This is a genomic window from Fulvivirga kasyanovii (genome assembly GCF_009711405.1).
Classification (GTDB): Bacteria; Bacteroidota; Bacteroidia; order Cytophagales; family Cyclobacteriaceae; genus Fulvivirga; species Fulvivirga kasyanovii.
The window spans coordinates 1-19246 of sequence record NZ_SMLW01000558.1 but is presented as its reverse complement, the minus strand read 5'-3'; the positions used below and the strand labels follow the sequence as shown (position 1 = coordinate 19246).

The 19246-nt window shown below is 43.8% G+C and carries 18 protein-coding genes; 7 read left to right on the top strand and 11 right to left on the bottom strand.

Features of this window, described 5'->3' with window-relative positions; translation table 11 throughout:
* Positions 1-111: 111 nt before the first annotated feature.
* Positions 112-2310 carry a polyphosphate kinase 1 gene (gene ppk1, locus E1163_RS13870; protein ID WP_155172786.1) on the top strand — a complete coding sequence of 733 codons (2199 nt, stop codon included), beginning with the start codon at positions 112-114 and terminating at the stop codon, positions 2308-2310.
* Here ppk1 and E1163_RS13865 read toward each other — a convergent pair.
* A complete protein-coding gene (locus tag E1163_RS13865; protein WP_155172784.1) occupies positions 2307-3206 on the bottom strand; it encodes a Ppx/GppA phosphatase family protein in 900 nt (299 codons plus the stop codon). The two genes, ppk1 and E1163_RS13865, sit on opposite strands and share 4 nt — an antisense overlap.
* 105 nt (positions 3207-3311) lie before the next feature.
* On the opposite strand from E1163_RS13865, the gene E1163_RS13860 reads away from it, so the two are divergent.
* The 5 genes from E1163_RS13860 (at position 3312) to E1163_RS13840 (ending at position 8674) form a co-directional block, all read left to right on the top strand.
* Positions 3312-3839 (top strand): LVIVD repeat-containing protein, encoded by a 528-nt coding sequence (locus E1163_RS13860; protein WP_155172782.1) that lies wholly within the window; start codon positions 3312-3314, stop codon positions 3837-3839.
* On the top strand, positions 3839-4591 hold the full coding sequence (locus E1163_RS13855) for an LVIVD repeat-containing protein (protein WP_185156086.1): 753 nt from the start codon (positions 3839-3841) through the stop codon (positions 4589-4591). The genes E1163_RS13860 and E1163_RS13855 overlap by 1 nt, the downstream gene beginning before the upstream one ends.
* A complete protein-coding gene (locus E1163_RS13850) occupies positions 4588-5274 on the top strand; it encodes a DUF3575 domain-containing protein (RefSeq protein WP_155172778.1) in 687 nt (228 codons plus the stop codon). The genes E1163_RS13855 and E1163_RS13850 overlap by 4 nt, the downstream gene beginning before the upstream one ends.
* Positions 5271-6275 carry a homocysteine S-methyltransferase family protein gene (locus E1163_RS13845; protein WP_155172776.1) on the top strand — a complete coding sequence of 335 codons (1005 nt, stop codon included), beginning with the start codon at positions 5271-5273 and terminating at the stop codon, positions 6273-6275. The genes E1163_RS13850 and E1163_RS13845 overlap by 4 nt, the downstream gene beginning before the upstream one ends.
* 197 nt (positions 6276-6472) lie before the next feature.
* A complete protein-coding gene (locus E1163_RS13840) occupies positions 6473-8674 on the top strand; it encodes a bifunctional alpha,alpha-trehalose-phosphate synthase (UDP-forming)/trehalose-phosphatase (RefSeq protein WP_155172774.1) in 2202 nt (733 codons plus the stop codon).
* Here E1163_RS13840 and E1163_RS13835 read toward each other — a convergent pair.
* The 4 genes from E1163_RS13835 to pfkA are packed head-to-tail and all read right to left on the bottom strand — an operon-like array spanning position 8661 to position 13241.
* On the bottom strand, positions 8661-10442 hold the full coding sequence (locus E1163_RS13835) for a glycoside hydrolase family 15 protein (RefSeq protein WP_155172772.1): 1782 nt from the start codon (positions 10440-10442) through the stop codon (positions 8661-8663). The genes E1163_RS13840 and E1163_RS13835 overlap by 14 nt on opposite strands.
* Complete coding sequence (locus E1163_RS13830; RefSeq protein ID WP_155172770.1) at positions 10439-11416, bottom strand: ROK family protein; 978 nt, start codon at positions 11414-11416, stop codon at positions 10439-10441. Before E1163_RS13830 ends, E1163_RS13835 begins: the two co-directional genes overlap by 4 nt.
* Positions 11413-12270: an ATPase gene (locus E1163_RS13825; protein ID WP_155172768.1), complete on the bottom strand. Its 858-nt coding sequence runs from the start codon at positions 12268-12270 to the stop codon at positions 11413-11415. The genes E1163_RS13830 and E1163_RS13825 overlap by 4 nt, the downstream gene beginning before the upstream one ends.
* Positions 12267-13241, bottom strand: a complete 975-nt coding sequence (gene pfkA / locus E1163_RS13820) for a 6-phosphofructokinase (RefSeq protein ID WP_155172766.1) — start codon at positions 13239-13241, stop codon at positions 12267-12269. The genes E1163_RS13825 and pfkA overlap by 4 nt, the downstream gene beginning before the upstream one ends.
* A 62-nt stretch (positions 13242-13303) precedes the next feature.
* Between pfkA and E1163_RS13815 the strand changes: the two genes are divergently transcribed.
* A complete protein-coding gene (locus E1163_RS13815) occupies positions 13304-14029 on the top strand; it encodes an NUDIX hydrolase (protein ID WP_155172764.1) in 726 nt (241 codons plus the stop codon).
* Here the strand turns inward: E1163_RS13815 and E1163_RS13810 are convergent.
* The 6 genes from E1163_RS13810 to E1163_RS13785 form a co-directional block, all read right to left on the bottom strand.
* Positions 14026-14394, bottom strand: a complete 369-nt coding sequence (locus E1163_RS13810; RefSeq protein WP_155172762.1) for a methylglyoxal synthase — start codon at positions 14392-14394, stop codon at positions 14026-14028. The two genes, E1163_RS13815 and E1163_RS13810, sit on opposite strands and share 4 nt — an antisense overlap.
* 1 nt (position 14395) lies before the next feature.
* Positions 14396-15352 carry a transketolase family protein gene (locus E1163_RS13805; RefSeq protein WP_425482710.1) on the bottom strand — a complete coding sequence of 319 codons (957 nt, stop codon included), beginning with the start codon at positions 15350-15352 and terminating at the stop codon, positions 14396-14398.
* A 112-nt stretch (positions 15353-15464) separates the two neighbouring features.
* Positions 15465-16853 (bottom strand): vWA domain-containing protein, encoded by a 1389-nt coding sequence (locus tag E1163_RS13800; protein WP_246223670.1) that lies wholly within the window; start codon positions 16851-16853, stop codon positions 15465-15467.
* A gap of 139 nt (positions 16854-16992) precedes the next feature.
* Positions 16993-17328, bottom strand: coding sequence for a VOC family protein (locus E1163_RS13795; protein WP_343033831.1), 336 nt, complete (start codon positions 17326-17328; stop codon positions 16993-16995).
* 95 nt (positions 17329-17423) lie between these two features.
* Entirely contained in the window at positions 17424-18230 is an 807-nt protein-coding gene (locus E1163_RS13790) for a helix-turn-helix domain-containing protein (RefSeq protein WP_155172757.1), read from the bottom strand.
* 83 nt (positions 18231-18313) lie between these two features.
* Positions 18314-19162, bottom strand: coding sequence for a transketolase (locus tag E1163_RS13785; RefSeq protein WP_155172755.1), 849 nt, complete (start codon positions 19160-19162; stop codon positions 18314-18316).
* Positions 19163-19246: the final 84 nt, after the last annotated feature.

Sequence of the window (19246 nt, the reverse complement as noted above, 5' to 3'; positions counted from 1 at the left end):
CAATCTGGAAAGGGTTCTGTTGATTGGAACCCTTTTCCTGTTTAAAGGGGTTAGAAAAACTTTTAAAGATTGGTTTTTTGTTTTTGCATAGATGATTATTTTGTTAGTGATATGATATTACCGGAAAAGATTAAGAAGCAAATTGCCCAAAGTGATTACGTCAGCCGTGATCTGAGCTGGCTTAAATTTAATGATCGTGTTCTGGACCAGGCCAGGGACGCTAACAAGAGTATTATCGAAAGGTTGAGGTTTCTGGCCATTACAGAATCCAACCTCGATGAGTTTTTCACTATCAGGGTGGGTAGTTTGTATAACTATCTGGATTATAATAAGCCAAGGATCGATTACTCAGGTCTCAAAGAAATCCAGTTCAGGAAGGTAATATTTACCAGGACAAAACAATTCTCGCATCAGCAGCATAACCTTTTTATTAATGAACTCATACCTCTGTTTGAAGAGCATGATTTTTCTATTACTACCTATAAAAAACTGACCAGTGAAGAAAAAGCCAGGGTAAACAGCTATTTCGAAACCACGATCTACCCTATGCTTACACCCATGGCATATGACAATTACCACACATTTCCTATCCTGATATCCAACAGGCTGGTATTTGGTGTGGTTACAAAGGCGGAGGATGGCAGTGTGGATTATAAGAAGCTGTCCTTTATACAGATACCTTCCAACCTGCCTAAGTTTCTGGAGATTGAGAGGGAAGAAGTCATACATTTTGTACCCGTAGAAGATGTGATCAGAAACAATATCAAGCACCTTTTCAGGAATGTGGAGGTACTATCTGTTAACCTGTTCAGAATTACCCGAAACGGTGATTTTACCTTGGAAGAGAGTGATGATATTGAAGCAAACTTTCTGGAAGAGCTTAAGAAAAAGTTAAAAACGCGGAGGACAGGGCGTGTAGTGAGACTTGAGGTTTCCGGACGACCCGATCAGTGGATGCTCAAAGTATTAAAGGAAAGGTGGGACATTGATGATGACAATATTTTTAAAATAAAGAGAAAGAGCCTTCTGGATTTTACGGGACTGATGCAAATAGTCAATCACCCTCAGTTCAGGGATCTTCGGATGGAAGTGCCAGTGCCAGTTCCTCCATTGAGCTATCCTGAGATCCATGACTACAACATCCTGGATGTACTGAACGAGCGTGACGTATTGCTGCACCATCCGTACAACAGCATTGAGCCTGTACTCGAACTTTTGGAGAAAGCCGCCGAGGATCCGGGAGTGCTGGCTATAAAAATCACCATTTACAGGCTTGCTAAAGATAGTCGCGTAACTGCCGCCTTGTTGAAAGCGGCCGAAAACGGTAAACACGTTTCTGTACTGTTTGAGGTTAAAGCCCGCTTTGATGAAGAGAATAACCTTCGTGAAGCGCAAAGGCTGCAGAAGGCCGGATGCTTTGTTATTTATGGAATCAGTAGCTTTAAAACCCATACCAAGCTGCTCCTTATCGTGCGAAAAGAAGGTGAGAAAGTGACTCGCTATGTACACCTTTCAAGCGGTAACTACAACGAATCCACCTCTAAATTCTATACCGATCTTGGGTTGCTGACCACCAACGAGGTTTATGCCCATGATGTGTCAGAGTTCTTCAATGTTATTACCGGGCACTCCATGCCCAATGTTTACCTGAACCTGATCACTGCACCTAAAGATATGCGCCAGCAGCTTGTAGAGCTGATCAGAGCAGAGGCTGAAAATGCCAGGAAAGGCCTGCCTTCGGGGATTGTTATCAAGATCAATTCACTGCAAGACAAGGAGTCAATAGATGAGTTATATGCAGCCTCTCAGGCAGGAGTACCCATTAAGCTCATTGTGCGCGGCATGTGCTGCCTTAGGCCGGGTAGGGCAGGGCTTAGTGAAAATATACAGGTTATGTCCATCGTGGGGCAGTATCTCGAGCATTCACGTATCTATTATTTCCATAGCAATGGAGAATCAAAAGTATACATTGGTAGTGCAGATATGATGGTGCGCAGTTTTGAGCGTCGCCTTGAATCCCTATTTATGATCACTGATGACCTGTTGAAAAAGCAGATCATTAACATCCTCCAGTATAACCTCAAGGATAATGTAAACAGCTATGTGATGCATGAAGACGGCACCTACAGCAAGAAGCATCCAGACGGTGACGAGCCTGAATTCAACATTCACAAAGAGTTTTATAATGTTTCCAGGGAGACACTGCTGGACCTTGACCTAACCTTGAAAAAGCCGGTAATAGAGAAATCGCTACCCGAGGTAACAGTGGAGGAGAAGGTTAGTAATGATATAGATGCTGGCTTAAACTAGCTGAATTTAATCGTTTCCTTGTTCGTATTGCGCTCATACAGGTGTTGCATAATGCCATCTTTCAGGCCTACGTCAGGCACGATGATGTTTTTGGCACCCGCCCATTCCATCACAGCAATGTAGATTTCTGAGGCCGGAATGATCACATCAGCCCTGTCTGGGTTAAGCTGTAGTTCGTTAATCCGGTCTTCCATACTGAGTCCCCTGATAAATGTCTGCACTTCTTTTACTTTGGTGAGCGACATTTTGTCTCCGGGAGCCTTCTGGGCCAGTTCAAAGATCTTGTTGATGTTACCACCTGTACCAACGGCAGTTATTTTATCTTTATACTCAACCATTTTTTCAGAAACCCACTTTTTCATGTTCCGCCAGATCACAGGCGAGTCGTGGTGCTCCAGCCTTCTTACAGACCCGATCTTAAATGACCTTGAAGCGACTTTTTTGCCACCTTTAAGGATGGTCAGCTCTGTGCTTCCACCCCCAACATCTATATGGAGGTAGTTCTTCTTTCTGTCCAGGAATGAACTAATGGCATTGTTGATGAGCAGTGCTTCATTTTTGCCATCAATCACCCGGATCTTTAGCTTTACATCTTCCTCTATCTCCTTTACGATTTCCATTCCGTTTTTAGACTCCCTCATAGCAGAAGTAGCGCACGCCATGTAATCGTCTACCTCATAAAGGTCTATGAGCAGTTTAAAAGCCTTCATCAGTTTCTTGAATTTCGCCTTTTTTGCCGGACTGATACTTCCGGTATTAAAAACGTCCTGTCCTAACCGGAGCGGGAACCTGACATATTCAAGCTTTTTGAAATTCAGTTGACCCTTGGTGCGTATGGTATTAGTTACTTGTAGCCTGATGGCATTAGATCCGATGTCTATAGCTGCTAGTTTCAAATTGATGCTTTTTATACCAGAACCAAAACTAAATAATAAAGTTTAGCTATCAATTTTTCATATTGATTTCTTTTTATTAACAATATTAATCCGGTTATTAGCATAATGAAGCGCGTAAAATACATTTTCTTAAGTCTAATATTTTGTAGTTGCGTATATACTGATGATGAACCTCAGGAAAATCTGGGGGAAATGGAAGTGTACGCCCCGATATATGCTGACAACGAAAGTTCGACAATAAACTTCCAGGACAGCTATCCTCTGAAAAAGCCGGGCAAAATATATGTTTATGGTAGCTATTTATTTGTTAATGAACAGTATGCCGGTATTCATGTAATCAATAATCAAGACCCCTCAACTCCTGAATATTTAGGATTTATGAAAATACAGGGCAATATTGATATGGCCGTGAGAGGCAACTATTTGTATGCAGATCATGTGGGGGACCTGGTTACAATAAATATTAGTGACCTGCGTAACCCGGAGATTACTGCCCGTGAAGAAGGAGTATATTCTTATATGGTAACCATGCCGCCTGAGCAGGGGTATTTCGAGTGTATTGACAGGGCAAGAAAACATCTCATCGTGGGATGGGAAAAGAAAGTAGTTATGAATCCTGAATGCTATTGGTAATGAAAAAAGAAACGTTAATTTATATTGGTTTTTTATGGCTACTGATCTTTTGCTATGGTTGTGCCGGTGACTCAGACAATGCATCAGTCAACCTTTCCGGTCAGGGAGGATCACTGGCCAGGTTTGCCATCAGTGGCAACAATCTATACGTGGTGGGGGAGTCAGAATTGTTAAATTACAGTCTTGCTGACCCTGCCAAGCCACAATTCAAGACAAAAACCCCTATTGGTTTTGATATTGAGACTATCTTTCCAAGAGGAAACTATTTATATATCGGAGCCCAATCCGGTATGCACATTTTTGATATTTCCAACCCCGACAATCCTGTTAAATCAAGCACTTACGAACATGTTACTAACTGCGATCCTGTTGTAGTGAATGGTAACTTTGCTTATGTATCACTGCGCGCGGGTTGTGGATTTAACAATGCAAATTTATTTGAGGTAATAGACATCACCGATCCGGTGAATCCTAAACAACTGGGGCAATACAGTGACCTTGAGTCTCCCTATGGTCTGGGAGTTGCAGGTAATTATGTCTATCTGTGTGAAGGGCAGCATGGCCTTAAGATTCTCAACGTAGAGGATCCTTCAAATGTATTTCTTGAAAAAGAGCTGGAAATGGATGCCTATGACGTCATTGTTATTGATCAGGGCAGGCTTTTGCTTACCGGAGCCGATGGTATTTACCAGTTTGATATTAGTGATCCTGTTACCCCTCTGCTATTAAGTGAAATCCCGGTTATAGAATGAAGATTATCCAGGTAGTGTTTTTGATATTGGCAGCATATGCTACTGTCAATGGTCAGGATAATAAAAACAACGAGAAAATATACGGTGGCATACCTGCTCTTTCCGTCAAATGGAGCCCACTCCATCTTATCAATACTTTTCCAACAGTGCAAATAGATGCTGAGGTGAAGATCAGAGACAGGATGACAGTGCAGGTGGGTGGTTCACCGGTGGTTCGTCTGAGTGAAGTCGATCATAGGTATAATCTGGACAAAAAGCGAGGATATAAGCTAAAGTCGGAAGTAAGGTATTACTTTTTGCCTGTCCGGCAGGAAGATAAAAAGCTGGCGTATGTGTCCCTTTCTTTTGATTATAATAGGTTAAAAAATGATAAATCGGTTACCTTTGAATATGATTGCAATGGCCAGGGCTGTCAATATCGTCAACGGACAGAAATTGAGGAGAGAAGGATCATTTATTCGTTAACTCACCGCATAGGAGTTCAAAAATATTTGTCCCCGAGCTTCCTGATAGATATTAATGCCGGTTGGGGAGTAAGGTGGGGTAACTATGCACGCTTCAATGAGCCTGCAGGTTACGATAATGCTAATGAAACGACGGATTTTTTTGGTTTTTTTTCGGACTATGTCGAGACCAGAGTTGCCATTGGCTTAGGTGTTAAACTTTCAGTAAGAATAAAATGACAATACAGGAAATACTTTCAAAGCGTATATTGGTTCTGGACGGAGCCATGGGTACCATGATCCAGCGGCATACACTGACCGAGGAGGATTTTAGAGGAGAAGTATTCAAAGACCATAAATACCCACTCAAGGGCAATAATGATCTGCTTTCGATCACCAGGCCTGATATTATCAAAGATATCCACAGGCAATACTTTGAAGCCGGAGCTGATATTGCAGAGACAAACACCTTTAGCAGCACAACCATAGCACAGGCCGATTACCACCTGGAAGATGCTGTGTATGAACTCAACTATCAATCTGCTAAAATAGCGAGGGAAGCAGCCGATGAATTTACCGCTGCAGAACCTGATAAACCAAGATTTGTAGCCGGTTCCATCGGGCCTACAAATAAAACCGCTTCAATATCACCTGATGTAAATAATCCGGGCTATCGCGGAGTAAGTTTTGATGAACTTGCGGCTGCTTATAAGGAGCAGGCAAAAGCACTTATCGACGGTGGAGTTGATATGCTGTTGGTCGAAACGGTTTTTGATACCCTGAATGCCAAAGCCGCATTATTTGGTATTTCAGAGCTTTTTGATGAAATAGGGAAGGAGATCCCCGTGATGGTTTCAGGTACAATTACCGACGCCAGCGGCCGTACCCTTTCAGGTCAGACTACCCAGGCTTTCCTCATTTCTTTGGAACATATGCCACTGCTCAGTATTGGTTTAAATTGTGCGTTGGGAGCAAAAGATCTGAGGCCTTACCTGCAAGTGCTCAACAAAGATTCACATTTCTTTGTAAGTGCGCACCCTAATGCCGGTTTGCCCAATGAATTCGGAGCGTATGACGAAACCCCGGAGGCTATGGCAGCGCAGATAGAAGTGTTTTTAAAAGAAGGGTTGATCAACATTATAGGGGGATGCTGTGGTACTACCCCCGATCATATCAGGGCTATCGCTGACGTGGCGGCAAAATACCCGCCAAGACGCATACCTGAGTTGCAGGCTGGCTGAAAAAATTAACCCAAACGTTTAATTTTTTGTCTGCCATGCATATTGTGCAAGGAGTTGTCCCCAGGCTCATTGTAATCGTTTGCGGTTTTGTCGCAAACCTTGGAAAACGGTAAACCAAAGGCAGGTTTGCCTGTTATTTTGGTGATAGTTTGGCTTTAACTCTTTTCTCATTACAATTTCATTTGGTATATTCAAGCATGGCAAGAACAATAATAGTTTCTAACAGACTTCCTGTTAAAGTACAAAAAGACAATAAAGGAGAATTACAATACAAACCCAGCGAAGGGGGTCTGGCAACAGGCCTTGGTTCAATTTATAAAGAGGGCGATAATGTGTGGGTAGGCTGGCCCGGCTTGTATTTTCAGGATGAGGACAACAAAAAGGAGGCTACAGAAAGGCTTAAGGATGAAAACATGTGGCCGGTCTTTTTAACCGAGAATGAAATAAAGCTCTATTATGAGGGCTTTAGTAATGAAACATTGTGGCCGACCTTCCATTATTTTAATCAATACGCTTTATACAAAAAATCATACTGGCTCGAATACCAGAAAGTAAACCAAAAATTTTGTGACGAAGTAGTTGCAGTGGCCAATCCGGATGATACCATTTGGGTGCATGATTATCAGTTAATGCTTTTACCAGACATGATCAGGCAGAAGCTTCCCGATGCAAGCATAGGGTTCTTTCTGCATATACCCTTTCCATCTTTTGAGGTGTTCCGTCTTCTTCCGTGGAGGAGGGAACTTCTCGACGGTGTACTTGGCTCTGATCTCATTGGTTTCCATACTTATGACGATATGCGCCACTTCCTGAGTTCGGTAAGCCGGATCAATTTTATAGGTAACCACCACGGTCAGATCATGCGCGACCGCAGGACCATTGTGGTGGATTCGTTCCCTATTGGTATTGACTACGATAAATATGCTGCTTCCGCGGCATCACCTGCCACACTGAGCAGGGAAGTGAAGTTCAGGACATCCTTAGGAGACCAGAAGTTAATGCTCTCCATCGACCGGCTGGATTACTCCAAAGGTATACCGGCCCGTCTGCAGATCTTTGATATCTTCCTGAGCAAACACCCGGAATACCAGGGCAAAGTATCCCTGCTGATGATTGTGGTGCCTTCGAGAGACAATGTTGAGAAGTACAAACACCTGAAAGAGGAGGTAGATCTGTTGGTAGGCCGGATCAACGGAAAGTATGGCTCCATGAACTGGACGCCTATCCATTATTTCTACAGATCTTTCCCGCTGGAAGACCTGTCGGCTTTCTATCGTATGGCCGATGTAGCACTGGTTACACCTATGCGGGATGGTATGAACCTCGTATGTAAAGAGTTTATAGCCAGTAAACTGGATAAGCATGGCGTACTGATTCTCAGTGAGATGGCCGGGGCATCTAAAGAGCTTTCAGAGGCGATCATAGTAAACCCTAATGATAAACATCAGGTAGTGGATGCTATATATGAGGCACTGACTATGCCCGAAGAGGAGCAGGAAGTGCATATGAACTATATGCAGGATACGTTGAAGAAATTCAGTATTCACCATTGGGTGAAGTTGTTCCTTGATAGGTTAACAGGGGTTAAGGACAAACAGAAGAAGATGGCTACCAAGGTGATGGATGCATCCATGAAGGCCAAACTCCTGAAGGACTTTGAAGAAAGCAAGGAAAGACTGCTCTTCCTGGATTATGATGGTACGCTGGTGCCCTTTAACAGTGATCCTCAGAAAGCGAAACCGGACCAACAGTTACTCGATATTATCAGTGCTCTTACCGCTATGGAAAATACGCATGTGATCATGATCAGCGGAAGGGACAAGAATACCCTCCAAAACTGGCTGGGACATTTCGATGTAGAGTTCGTAGGCGAGCATGGTGTATGGGTACGCATGAGAGGAAAAGAGTGGAAGACCATCGATACTCTTGACGGCACCTGGAAGGAAGAGATCAGGCCGATACTTGAAATGTATTGCGATAAAACGCCACGTTCCTTTATTGAAGAGAAGGACTACTCACTGGTATGGCATTACCGTAAAGTGGAAACCGGTCTGGGTGAACTCAGGGCCAGGGAAATCATCAGTCATTTAAAATACCTTTCTGTTAACATGAACCTTCAGGTACTGGAAGGGAATAAGGTAGTGGAGATCAAGAACCTTGAAGTAAACAAAGGAAAAGCAAGCTCAAGATGGATTGAGAAGAGTAAAGCAGACTTTGTAATGGCTATTGGAGATGACTGGACGGATGAAGATACTTTTAAAGCCATGCCTAAGCACGCCTATACCATTAAAGTTGGAGATCTGCGTTCAGGAGCCAGATTCAGCGTGCGCGACCATCTTGCGGTCAGAGACCTGCTTGAAAAAATGGTCGCACAGGCTAAAACTCCTATAAAAAGTTAGGCTTGTCCAGCTTTCTGCTTATTCTGTAAGCAGCATTAACCAATCCTACGTGACTGTAAGCTTGGGGGAAATTCCCCCACTGGCTGCCTGTTTTGGCATCCACGTCTTCACTTAGCAAGCCAAGGTGGTTGCTGTAAGTCAGGAGGTTTTCAAAAGCTTTTATAGCCTCGTCTATTCGTCCTGCGCAAGTCAAGGCTTCTACATGCCAGAATGCGCAGATCAGGAAAGTAGTTTCCGGTTCGCCAAAATCATCCGCATGTTTGTAGCGGTAGAACAGGCCTTCGTTGGACTTGAGTTCTGCTTCAAGCGCTCTGAGGTGCTTTTGTGTAGCTTCAGAACCATTTTCCAGGTATCCCATCATAATCAATTGAAGGTTACTGGCGTCCAGGTTTTTAGAGCCAATGGCTTGTGTGTACACTCCCCGGGTAGCATCAAAGCAGGCCTCTATTTTTTCAGAAGCTTCTTTAATGAGCTTTTCTGAGAGTTGTGTAATTCTTTCATCGCCAAACATCTTGCCTATTTTATAAGCAGCCTTTGCACCGGTCCAGTGGAACAGATAGGTATAGCAATGGTACTGGCTCAGCGTACGGAACTCCCAAAGCCCGGCATCCGGCTCGTGCATGAGCTGGTCGATCTGTTTTAGGATGTCATATACCAGATGCAATGAATCCGAGCGTTCCAGGTTAATAAACCGGCGGTCAACATACAGCGGTAGTAGTGCCGCCAGTATTTGTCCATACACGTCATTTTGCACGTGGGTAAAAGCCTGATTGCCTATCCTGACCGGTTGATTGCCCATGTAACCTTTAAGGTCGAGCGTGCGCTCCGTGAGCATTTCTTCTCCGGTAATACCATAAAGAGGCTGAAATCTTTCCCTCGACTTCACCGATATATTGACGATGTAGTTAAAGTACCTCTCCAGTTCTTCAAAGTGACCAATATTGTTGAATGCCGTAAGTGTATAATAAGCATCGCGCATCCAGCAATAGCGGTAGTCCCAGTTCCGTCCACTGCCGGGAGCTTCCGGCAAGCTAGTAGTTCCGGCAGCTATTATGGCCCCGGTGTCTTCATATTGGTGGATCTTAAGCACCAGCGCTGACCGGTTGATGTCCGCCTGATGGAAATTACTCACGCTAAGGTTCTTTACCCATCCTCTCCAGTACCTCTTGGTACGGTCCAGGAAAGTTTCACAAGTACTGACCAGTGGTGCTTCCAAAGGAGCGCCGTAGGTAAGAGCCAGATACTTGGTTTCATTGAGTACAATATAATTATCCTGAACTATGTATGACAGCGGGAAGTTGGTGGTTAGCCTTACTTCTTTATCCAGACCGAGGTATTCAATGTGGTTGCTTGCTTCATACTGGGTCGGTTTAAGGTTGCCATAGTCGCCTACTGGGTGACAGGCAACTTTTACCCTGGGCCTTCCCTCAATTGGCTCCACCTTTCTGATCAGCATCAGAGGTTTAAAATACCTGTCGTATTGATGAAAACGGGGAGCAAAGTCCGTTACCCTGTACCGTCCTTCTTCTGAGGCGATCTCGGTACAAAGGATGTTGGTATTTTCCAGGTAGTATTGTTTGCTTTCTTTTATTTCTCCATCTGGCAATATTGAAAATTCCCCACCCTTGTCAGTGTCCAGCATTTTTCCGAATATGAAACTGCTGTCAAAACGGGGCCAGCACATCCATTCAATATTGGTGTTTTTGTGAATATGCGCCTGATAGGAGCAGTTACCGATCAAGCCATAGTCATACGTATGTTTTGTCATATATTAACTGAAGATTTCTTGTTTAAATGGTCTACCACCAGGCTGCTTGCACCTAAAATAGGAGCACTCTGATTTTGAAGTCCTGAAGGTAATACTTTTACTTTGTTTTTGTAAATAGGCATGAGGTTGGCTTCGAGGTGTTTACGGGTAGGGGCAAAGATCAAATCACCGGCCAGGGACAAGCCTCCGAAAATGAATATAGCTTCCGGGTTAGTATGGGCTACGCTATCGGCCAGTTTGGAACCCAGTATTTTCCCGGTGTACTCAAACGCCGCTTTAGCCACGGAGTCCCCGCGTTCTGCTGCTTCTGTAATCATTTTGGTAGACAAGTCATGAAAGCTGATGCCGCGCAGTTCGCTTTCTTCAATATGGTCTGCGAGCAATTTATATACTGTTCTTTTTATTCCTGTAGCGGATACATAGGTTTCTAGGCAACCGACCCTGCCACATCCACAGTTTCTGCCGTTAGGGTTCACTGTTACATGGCCTAGTTCTGCAGCAAAACCGTCGTATCCATAGATAAGTTCACCATTGGCCACAATACCTGAACCCAGGCCCGTACCCAAAGTGATGACGATAAAGTCTTTCATGTTTTTAGCGTTGCCATAGATCATTTCACCCATGGCTGCTGCATTGGCATCATTCGTTATGATCACCGGCACGTTAAAATCCTCCTGCATTATTTCTACGATCGGAATTATGCCTTTCCAAACCAGGTTGGGAGCATGTTCGATAGTGCCGCGGTAAAAGTTTGCATTTGGAGCACCTACTCCGATGCCGGTGATATGAAGGTCACCGGGAGTTTGCTCTATTCCGTATTTTATAGCACCATCCAGCTCCTGGATATAATCTTTGAAATCAGCGTGTTTTTGGGTAGGCAGCTTGCTCTGGTAAAGCACAGTGCCAGCGCTGTCAACGATGCCGAATTTGGTGTTTGTACCACCTATATCAATGCCGACTGTTACTTCCTTCATGATTTTTGATAATGTTTTTTAATGTGATATTGTACCAGGTCATTGATAGGTTCTTTAATGATCTTCCCGACCAGGATGCCCTTCTCCTCTGCAACAGGTTTGAGTATGTTCTGGAAAATGTACGAAATAGCACCTGTAAAATGGGTCTTGATCGTCTGATGTTTACTGAAAGGGGTAACATAAAGATCCATGAATTCACTCATGCCCTCATGGAGCATGCTCTGAAAGTATTCATCCTCTTTGTACTCTTCAATGAACTTCATGAATGAAGCCAGGTAGACATTGGCATAGGGCTTCATGTATACATTCTCAAGTATTTCATCTTTGGTAAGGCTATACTTTTCAGAGAATGCATCGTGCAGGTTTGCCGGTAGCTTTTTATAGAGATAGGCATTCAGCAATTTTTTGCCATAATAGCTGCCACCGCCCTGATCTCCCAGAATATAATCAAGCGCCGGGGTTTCCTGCCTCACAATATCACCATCAAAATAACATGAATTCGAACCTGTGCCTAAGATGCACGATATATTTGGTACGCCTTCGTATGTAGCCAGAGCAGAGGCTACAATGTCATGGTTCACATAATGATGGGCCTTGGGAATTACCTTGGAAAGGGCTCTTTTTACGATGGACTGCAGGCTCTTGCTGCCACAGCCTGCACTGTAAATAAATACAACCTCAATATCATCGAAGTGGCTGGCAAGTTCCCCTGCGGATTTTATGGTTTCGGCAATCTTTTCTTCACTATGGAAGAATGGATTAATGCCATCAGTGCTTACTTGTTTTAAGATCTTAGCGTCCTCTACAAGCCGCCAGTCGCATTTTGTAGAGCCGCTGATGCCAATTAATATCATATAGACAAGATTTTAGCTATTCTTAATAATTCCGGTTCAATCTCACGGTCCTTATTCATGGTGGTATTAAAGTCATTATATACCATTGTCTTGTCACGAACACCTACCATAACGTCAGTTTTACCCTGGATCAACCCTTCAATAGCAGCTATACCCATCTTGCTGGCCAACACCCTGTCAAAGTAGGATGGCGAACCTCCCCGCTGTAAGTGACCTAATATAGTCACTTTTGTATCATAATAACTAAATTTTTCATTGACTTGTTTAGCTATTTCAATAGCACTTCCACTTTTTCCTCCCTCGGCGACTATTACCAGGCTTGAGCGTTTGTCACTTTTGTCCAGCATAGCGATCAGCTCATCAGTGGTCATTTTTTCTTCGGGGATGATTGCGGCTATCGCTCCTCCGGCAATACCACTGTTGATGGCAATATAACCGGAGTCCCTTCCCATAACTTCAATGAAAAAGAGTCTGTTGTGAGATAAGGCTGTGTCACGGATCTTATCGATAGCTTCTACTGCAGTATTGGTGGCAGTATCGTATCCTATGGTATAATCAGTGCCGGGAAGGTCATTATCAATAGTGCCGGGAATACATATCACAGGCATATTGAACTCTTCATAGAATTTGTGAAGCCCGGTAAAGGTACCATCTCCGCCTATACCTACCAAAGCATCAATGCCGCGGGCGCGGAGGTTGTCATAGGCCTGCTTACGGCCTTCCGGTGTTCTGAATTCTTTGCTTCGTGCAGATTTCAGTATGGTTCCACCTCGTTGAATAATGTTACCTACTGACCGGGCATCCAAGGGAACGATATCATTATCGATCATGCCTTCATAGCCTCTGTATACTGCGAAAACCTCTTTGTCGTAGTAAATACTGGCTCTTACTACGGCCCGGATGGCCGCGTTCATTCCGGGAGCATCTCCACCGGAAGTAAAGACCGCAATTTTTTTTATTTCAGTGCTCATTAATATTTTTTTATATTTGACAATCAAAGTTAGTGTAAAAGATACACTTAGGCAATAGGAAATTGACAAGGAATACAGTAAATAACTTTAACCCACACGTGTCGGTAGACTGTGTGATATTCGGTTTCGACGGAGTCCGGCTCAACGTACTTATTATAGAACGTGAGCAGGGGGGAGGTGTTTCAGCGTTGCCGGGAGATTTAATTCTGGATGATGAAACCCTTGACGATTCGGCAAACCGGGTGCTCTATGAATTAACGGGTTTGTCAGATATTTATTTGAAGCAATTACAGGCTTTTGGCGACCCGGACAGGATCAAGGACTTGCGGGATGTGCAATGGTTGAGAAATGTAAGAGAGGAGCCATCGGCCAGGGTAATAACAATTGCTTACTACTCTCTGGTCAACCTCCAGAATTTTTCGCCCAAAGCGGCTTCCTTTGCCCGGGATGTACGGTGGGAGCCGGTATATGAGTTGGGAGAACTGGCTTTTGACCACAACGTGATCGTTGATAAGGCATTGGAACAACTCAGGCTTAATTTGAAATATGACCCCTTAATAGGGTTTGAGCTTTTGCCTGAAAAGTTTACCCTGCGTCAGCTACAGAAGCTTTATGAGGCGGTGTTGAACCATACTATTGATAAGAGGAATTTCAGGAAAAAATTCCTTACAGCAAAATTACTCAAGCCCCTAAATGAAAAAGAGCAGGGTGTTCCACACAAGCCTGCTCAATATTATGAATTTGACCGCAAGCGCTACATGCGGATCAAAGATAAATTCTGGTTTTAATCTATTCTTGACGAACCTTCAATCATGAGCTCGGCAGTTGCCGGGTTGGTGGCCAATGGAATGTTATGTACATCGCATATTCTAAGCAACATTTGAACATCCGGTTCGTGTGGATGCTTGCCCAGCGGGTCCCTGAAGAAGATAACCATATCTAATTCATTGGTTGCCGCCATGGATGCAATCTGAGCATCACCACCTATCGGACCTGATAAGAGCTTGGTTACTTTCAGCCCGGCATTGGCTACATGGCCACCGGTGGTACCGGTGGCAAATAGCTCAACTTGTTTCAATTTATCTTTGTTTTTGAGTAAAAAAGCCACCATTTCAGGCTTTTTTCCATCATGTGCTATTATCGCAATGCGCATATTATTTTTTTCTTGATATGACCTTAAGAGCAGCCTCTACAATGTCGTTAGGGCCAAGTCCATATTTTTCGAGTAACTCTTCCGGGGTTCCGCTCTCACCGAATGAATCCTGAACAGCTACCATTTCAACAGGAGCAGGATAGTTGGCCGTTAAGGTGGTGGCTACGCTTTCGCCCAAGCCACCATTGATCTGATGTTCTTCAGCAGTAACAGCGCAACCGGTTTTCTTCACAGAATCAAGAATTGCCTGCGTATCCAGTGGCTTAATGGTGTGGATGTTGATGATCTCAGCGCTGATACCTTTTTCTGCCAGGATTTCTTCTGCCAGAATAGCCTGCCAAACCATGTGCCCGTTGGCGAAGATGGTAACATCAGAACCTTCTACCATTTTTATGGCTTTACCGATTTCGAACTTTTCATCTGCAGGAGTGAAAACAGGCCATTTTGGTCTTCCGAATCTCAGGTAAACAGGGCCTTCATGTTCAGCAATGGCTATGGTAGCCGCTTTGGTTTGATTGTAGTCACATGGTACAATCACAGTCATGTGAGGCAGCATTTTCATCATGCCTACATCTTCCAGTATCTGGTGGGTTGCACCATCTTCTCCGAGGGTTAACCCGGCATGGGAAGCACATATTTTAACATTTTTGCCAGAATAGGCTACTGATTGCCTGATTTGATCATAAACCCTTCCGGTAGAAAAATTGGCAAATGTACCTGTGAAAGGGATTTTGCCTCCAATAGTCATACCTGCCGCCAATCCGATCATATTAGCTTCTGCAATGCCTACCTGAAAGAACCTTTCAGGAAACTCTTTTTTGAAGTCACCCATTTTTAATGACCCGGTGAGGTCTGCACAAAGGCCAACAACTTTGTCATTTTTTTTACCGGCTTCCAATAAGCCGTCTCCAAAGCCTGAACGCGTATCTTTTTTTTCTGAAAATGTGAATTTAGCCACTGCTAGGTATGATTTAATAAAGTGATCAATTTTTTCGAAGCCCAAATTTAAGAGTTTACTTTTAAAATCAGTAAAAATGTTTTGTAATTACTTGATGGCTTTAAAGTAAGGGTCAGTTAAAGAGTTTGACCACTGCCGACCTGCCGGATTCAATGGTCACTGTTTTGATGGCGGTATATTTACTGCCAGGGGCTTTATCTACTCTGAATACTATTTTATATGTTCCCGGCTGTAGTGCCAGGCTTATTCTTGACTGGTCGTGGGCCAGATCGTAGACCCATTCCTGCCTTCCCGATTCGTCTATTTCATATATACTGCCATACCCGGGAGCATTATTATAAAGATTGAGCAGCCCGGGGTCAGGCAGGGTAAGGGTGGTAGTCTGGTCCTGATTAATTTCTACATTCCTGAAATGTCTGCGAGGTGTAGTAAGCACTTCCACGTCATATTTGCCTACCAGGTACTGCTGCTGGGTGTTGATGTCATGAATATTAACAATAGCAGTTTTGCCTCGTTCCCGGATGATAGCCCTTACACCATTCTGGTAAGTTGATGCAGATTTTTGCTTAATGGAAAGTTTGCCCTGGGGAGAAGAGATGGTGATCACATTGTGTTTTCCGGGTATTAAATTTACGTTTCGTTTAATTACCGGTGGCAGGGTGTTCACCACCACATCGTACGTTAACACCGGGTCAAGCTGTACTGAATCTGGCCGCCCCTGAGGATCCCGGTAGTGGACAAAGTCAAAGGCAGGCTCTTTGGTAAAGTTGTTGATGAATGAAACATTGACATTGGTTTCCCTGGGCCGTTTGTTAATGTCAAGCAACTCAATGCTGGCCGTGGTTTTATCGAGGCTGGTGCTTACCGCTTTGGCCAGTGCCTTTTGGAATGAGCTGATGTCTTTGGCATCGTAATACTCACCTATACATTTGAATTGCTCTTTGAAATCCTGCCCCATACCTATACCTATAATAAATGGCTTCAGGAAGATGCCTCTCTTTTGCAAAGCCAGTGATACTGCACAAGGGTCACCGTCGCATGACTCAATACCATCAGTAATAATGATCACAATATTCCTGTAGCCAGCCGTTGACGGGAAGTCATTTGCCGCCTGTTCAAGTGAATATGCAATAGGAGTGGTGCCTTTAGGTTCAATGGTCTTAAGTTCATTGATGATCTGGTTGTGGTTGTTTTTTCCAAAACCTACCTCAAGCCTGGTATCCTTGCAGTTCTGGCTCGACCGGCGATAGAGGTGGCCATATACGCGAAGGGCCAGGTCAAGCTTCGGGTTGGCTTTGAGCGAGTCCACCAGGTCGCCTAGTAGCTCTTTGGCTGCTGTTATTCTGTTGGTATCGCCCCAGCCGGCCAGCATACTCCCTGAGCCATCGAGCAGAAATAATATCCGGGTTTTGTCAGGCAACTGCTGCTGAACTTCCTGGGCATGGCCTAAGCCTGCCAGTAAAAGCAGGAGCAGGATAATATGTAGTGCTTTTTTTATCAATGACCTTTCGGTTTTAGATCAAGAACAAGTCAATGAATAAATTTATTCACATCTGCTTAGAATAAAAAACACTATTTTCAGCGAGGAGTTTTTAGTCGTGAGTATTGAGACTGAATACTCACGACTAATATCTCATATCTCAATTCTCATTAACCCACCACTGGTTGCCAAACGGATCCTGGAACCCGCCACCATAGCCATAGTCCCTTTTTTCTACTTCCTGAAGTTTTTTTGCGCCATTTTGAAGGGCTTTGGCAAATACTGAATCCACATTTTCAACATAGATGAACATACCTGACGGTGAAGGTGTGAATTCTTCACCGGCTTCGGCATACATAACTACTGCATCACCTATTCTCAGTTCCCCATGCATGATGCCACGTTCACCTGGTACCACTAGCTGGTCTTTGGCATCAAAAACAGTTTTCATGAAATCAGCGAATTTGTCAGCCCCTTTTAGGATAAGGTAGGGCATAATCGGTAAATAATTCTCCGGGATTTTCATAGTGTTATTTCTTTTATGATTGCTTTCACAAAGATTAGACATTCATTGCGGTCCGAATTGGAAAATTACGACATTTCGCTATCCCGCCATGCAGTTCCTTCTGCTTCACCGGAAAAGTAGGTTGAAGGATTGAAGCCGGAAAACTCTTTGAAGTCATTGATGAAATGGGATTGGTCATAATAACCACATTGGTAAGCGATTTCAGTCAGGCTTTTTCCTGAGGCTCCATATTGGGCTGCTGCTGTCTGGAACCTGATTATGCGCGAGTATAATTTGGGGCTAAAACCTGAGTATTCTTTAAATTTTCTTTCAAACTGTCGCAAAGAAAGGCAGCAATGTTCTGCCAGTGCGGGAATGTCTACGATCCCTCTGTGGCTGAGCATATGGTGAACAGCAACTGAAATATTTGCAGGTACTTCAAGGTTTTTTTTGAGCTGATGCTCCAAAAATGTTGATAGAATATTTGCCCTCTCATAGTTGCTTGAAGCTAGCATAATTTGCTCCTCCAGCCTGTCACCGGCCGCGCCTAACAGATTTTTTAAGTCAGGCATTTCATTGCTCACGGCAATGGTTGGCAAGGAAAAAAGTTTTGGAATAGCAAAGGGATAAATATAAACCCCAAATATTCCAAACCCGCTGTCAATAATAAACCTTCTGAATTTTCTGGTAGGCCCGTGTAAGCCGGAAGAAAAAGATTTTTCCCTCTGGTTCTCATCGCACAACTCATCAAAAATACCATTGTAGTGAAAGATCAATTCTGCACAACCATCTGCAAGTCCGCGGTGCAGGTAGGGTTCATTGCTTTCCAGTATCCAGAAGAAGCGAATGAAAGGGGATAATCTGGCCGGTGGTGGAATAATCTCATAGTTCATATCCACCATGAATTTAAGAAAAAAACAATAAAAAAAGGATCCTGGCGACCAGGATCCTTTTTGATGATTATAGTTTGTCTTAATTAATAATCCTTGAATGTTTCTTCAAGCTGGGCAAGCGCTTGCTCCAATTGCTCATCGTTAGGGGCAACACCATGCCATTTGTGCGTACCCATCATGAAGTCTACACCATGGCCCATTTCCGTGGTCATCAGGTTCAATACCGGCTTACCTTTGCCTGTCAATGAACGGGCTTCTTTTATTTTAACGATCAGAGATTCCATATCATTGCCGTAGCTTTCTATCACATGCCAGCCGAAGGCTTCCCATTTGGCTTTCAGGTCTTGCAGGTCGAGTACCTCCTTGAGAGGGCCATCTATTTGCTGTCCGTTGTAATCTATGGTAGCTATGATATTGTCTACTTTGTTATGTGCCGCATACATGGCTGCTTCCCACACTTGTCCTTCCTGCTGCTCTCCATCCCCCATAAGTACATATACATGGTGATTGTCGTCGTTAAGTTTTTTGGCTTGTGCAGCCCCAATCGCTACGGACAATCCCTGTCCCAAAGAGCCTGATGCAACGCGTATTCCAGGAAGGCCTTCTTCCGTGGCGGGGTGACCCTGCAATCTGCTGTCCAGCTTTCTGAAAGTAGCCAGTTCAGAAATATCAAAGTACCCGCTTCGGGCTAAAGTGCTGTACCAGACAGGGGAGATGTGGCCATTTGATAAAAAGAACAGATCTTCACCAATACCATCAGGATTAAAGTTGTTGCTATGTTTCATAATGTGGAAGTACATGGCTACAAAATATTCTGTACAACCTAAAGAACCGCCGGGGTGGCCCGACTGTACGGCATGTACCATTCTTAAAATATCTCTTCTTACCTGAGATGCAATTTTTTCTAATTCTTCAATATTGGGCTGGTTCATAACTGATCTGCGTGTGAAATTTTAAAGTTGCGAATTTAAAGAAACCTATCGAATTTAAGACCCAATCTGGAAGGATTATATTTT

What these genes read in the sequence shown, in the direction of transcription:
- ppk1 (WP_155172786.1), top strand. Translation starts at nt 112, where the DNA reads ATGATATTACCGGAAAAGATTAAGAAGCAAATTGCCCAAAGTGATTAC.
- E1163_RS13860 (WP_155172782.1), top strand. Translation starts at nt 3,312, where the DNA reads ATGAAGCGCGTAAAATACATTTTCTTAAGTCTAATATTTTGTAGTTGC.
- E1163_RS13855 (WP_185156086.1), top strand. Translation starts at nt 3,839, where the DNA reads ATGAAAAAAGAAACGTTAATTTATATTGGTTTTTTATGGCTACTGATC.
- E1163_RS13850 (WP_155172778.1), top strand. Translation starts at nt 4,588, where the DNA reads ATGAAGATTATCCAGGTAGTGTTTTTGATATTGGCAGCATATGCTACT.
- E1163_RS13845 (WP_155172776.1), top strand. Translation starts at nt 5,271, where the DNA reads ATGACAATACAGGAAATACTTTCAAAGCGTATATTGGTTCTGGACGGA.
- E1163_RS13840 (WP_155172774.1), top strand. Translation starts at nt 6,473, where the DNA reads ATGGCAAGAACAATAATAGTTTCTAACAGACTTCCTGTTAAAGTACAA.
- E1163_RS13835 (WP_155172772.1), bottom strand. Translation starts at nt 10,442, where the DNA reads ATGACAAAACATACGTATGACTATGGCTTGATCGGTAACTGCTCCTAT.
- E1163_RS13830 (WP_155172770.1), bottom strand. Translation starts at nt 11,416, where the DNA reads ATGAAGGAAGTAACAGTCGGCATTGATATAGGTGGTACAAACACCAAA.
- E1163_RS13825 (WP_155172768.1), bottom strand. Translation starts at nt 12,270, where the DNA reads ATGATATTAATTGGCATCAGCGGCTCTACAAAATGCGACTGGCGGCTT.
- pfkA (WP_155172766.1), bottom strand. Translation starts at nt 13,241, where the DNA reads ATGAGCACTGAAATAAAAAAAATTGCGGTCTTTACTTCCGGTGGAGAT.
- E1163_RS13810 (WP_155172762.1), bottom strand. Translation starts at nt 14,394, where the DNA reads ATGCGCATTGCGATAATAGCACATGATGGAAAAAAGCCTGAAATGGTG.
- E1163_RS13795 (WP_343033831.1), bottom strand. Translation starts at nt 17,328, where the DNA reads ATGCCCTACCTTATCCTAAAAGGGGCTGACAAATTCGCTGATTTCATG.
- E1163_RS13790 (WP_155172757.1), bottom strand. Translation starts at nt 18,230, where the DNA reads ATGAACTATGAGATTATTCCACCACCGGCCAGATTATCCCCTTTCATT.
- E1163_RS13785 (WP_155172755.1), bottom strand. Translation starts at nt 19,162, where the DNA reads ATGAACCAGCCCAATATTGAAGAATTAGAAAAAATTGCATCTCAGGTA.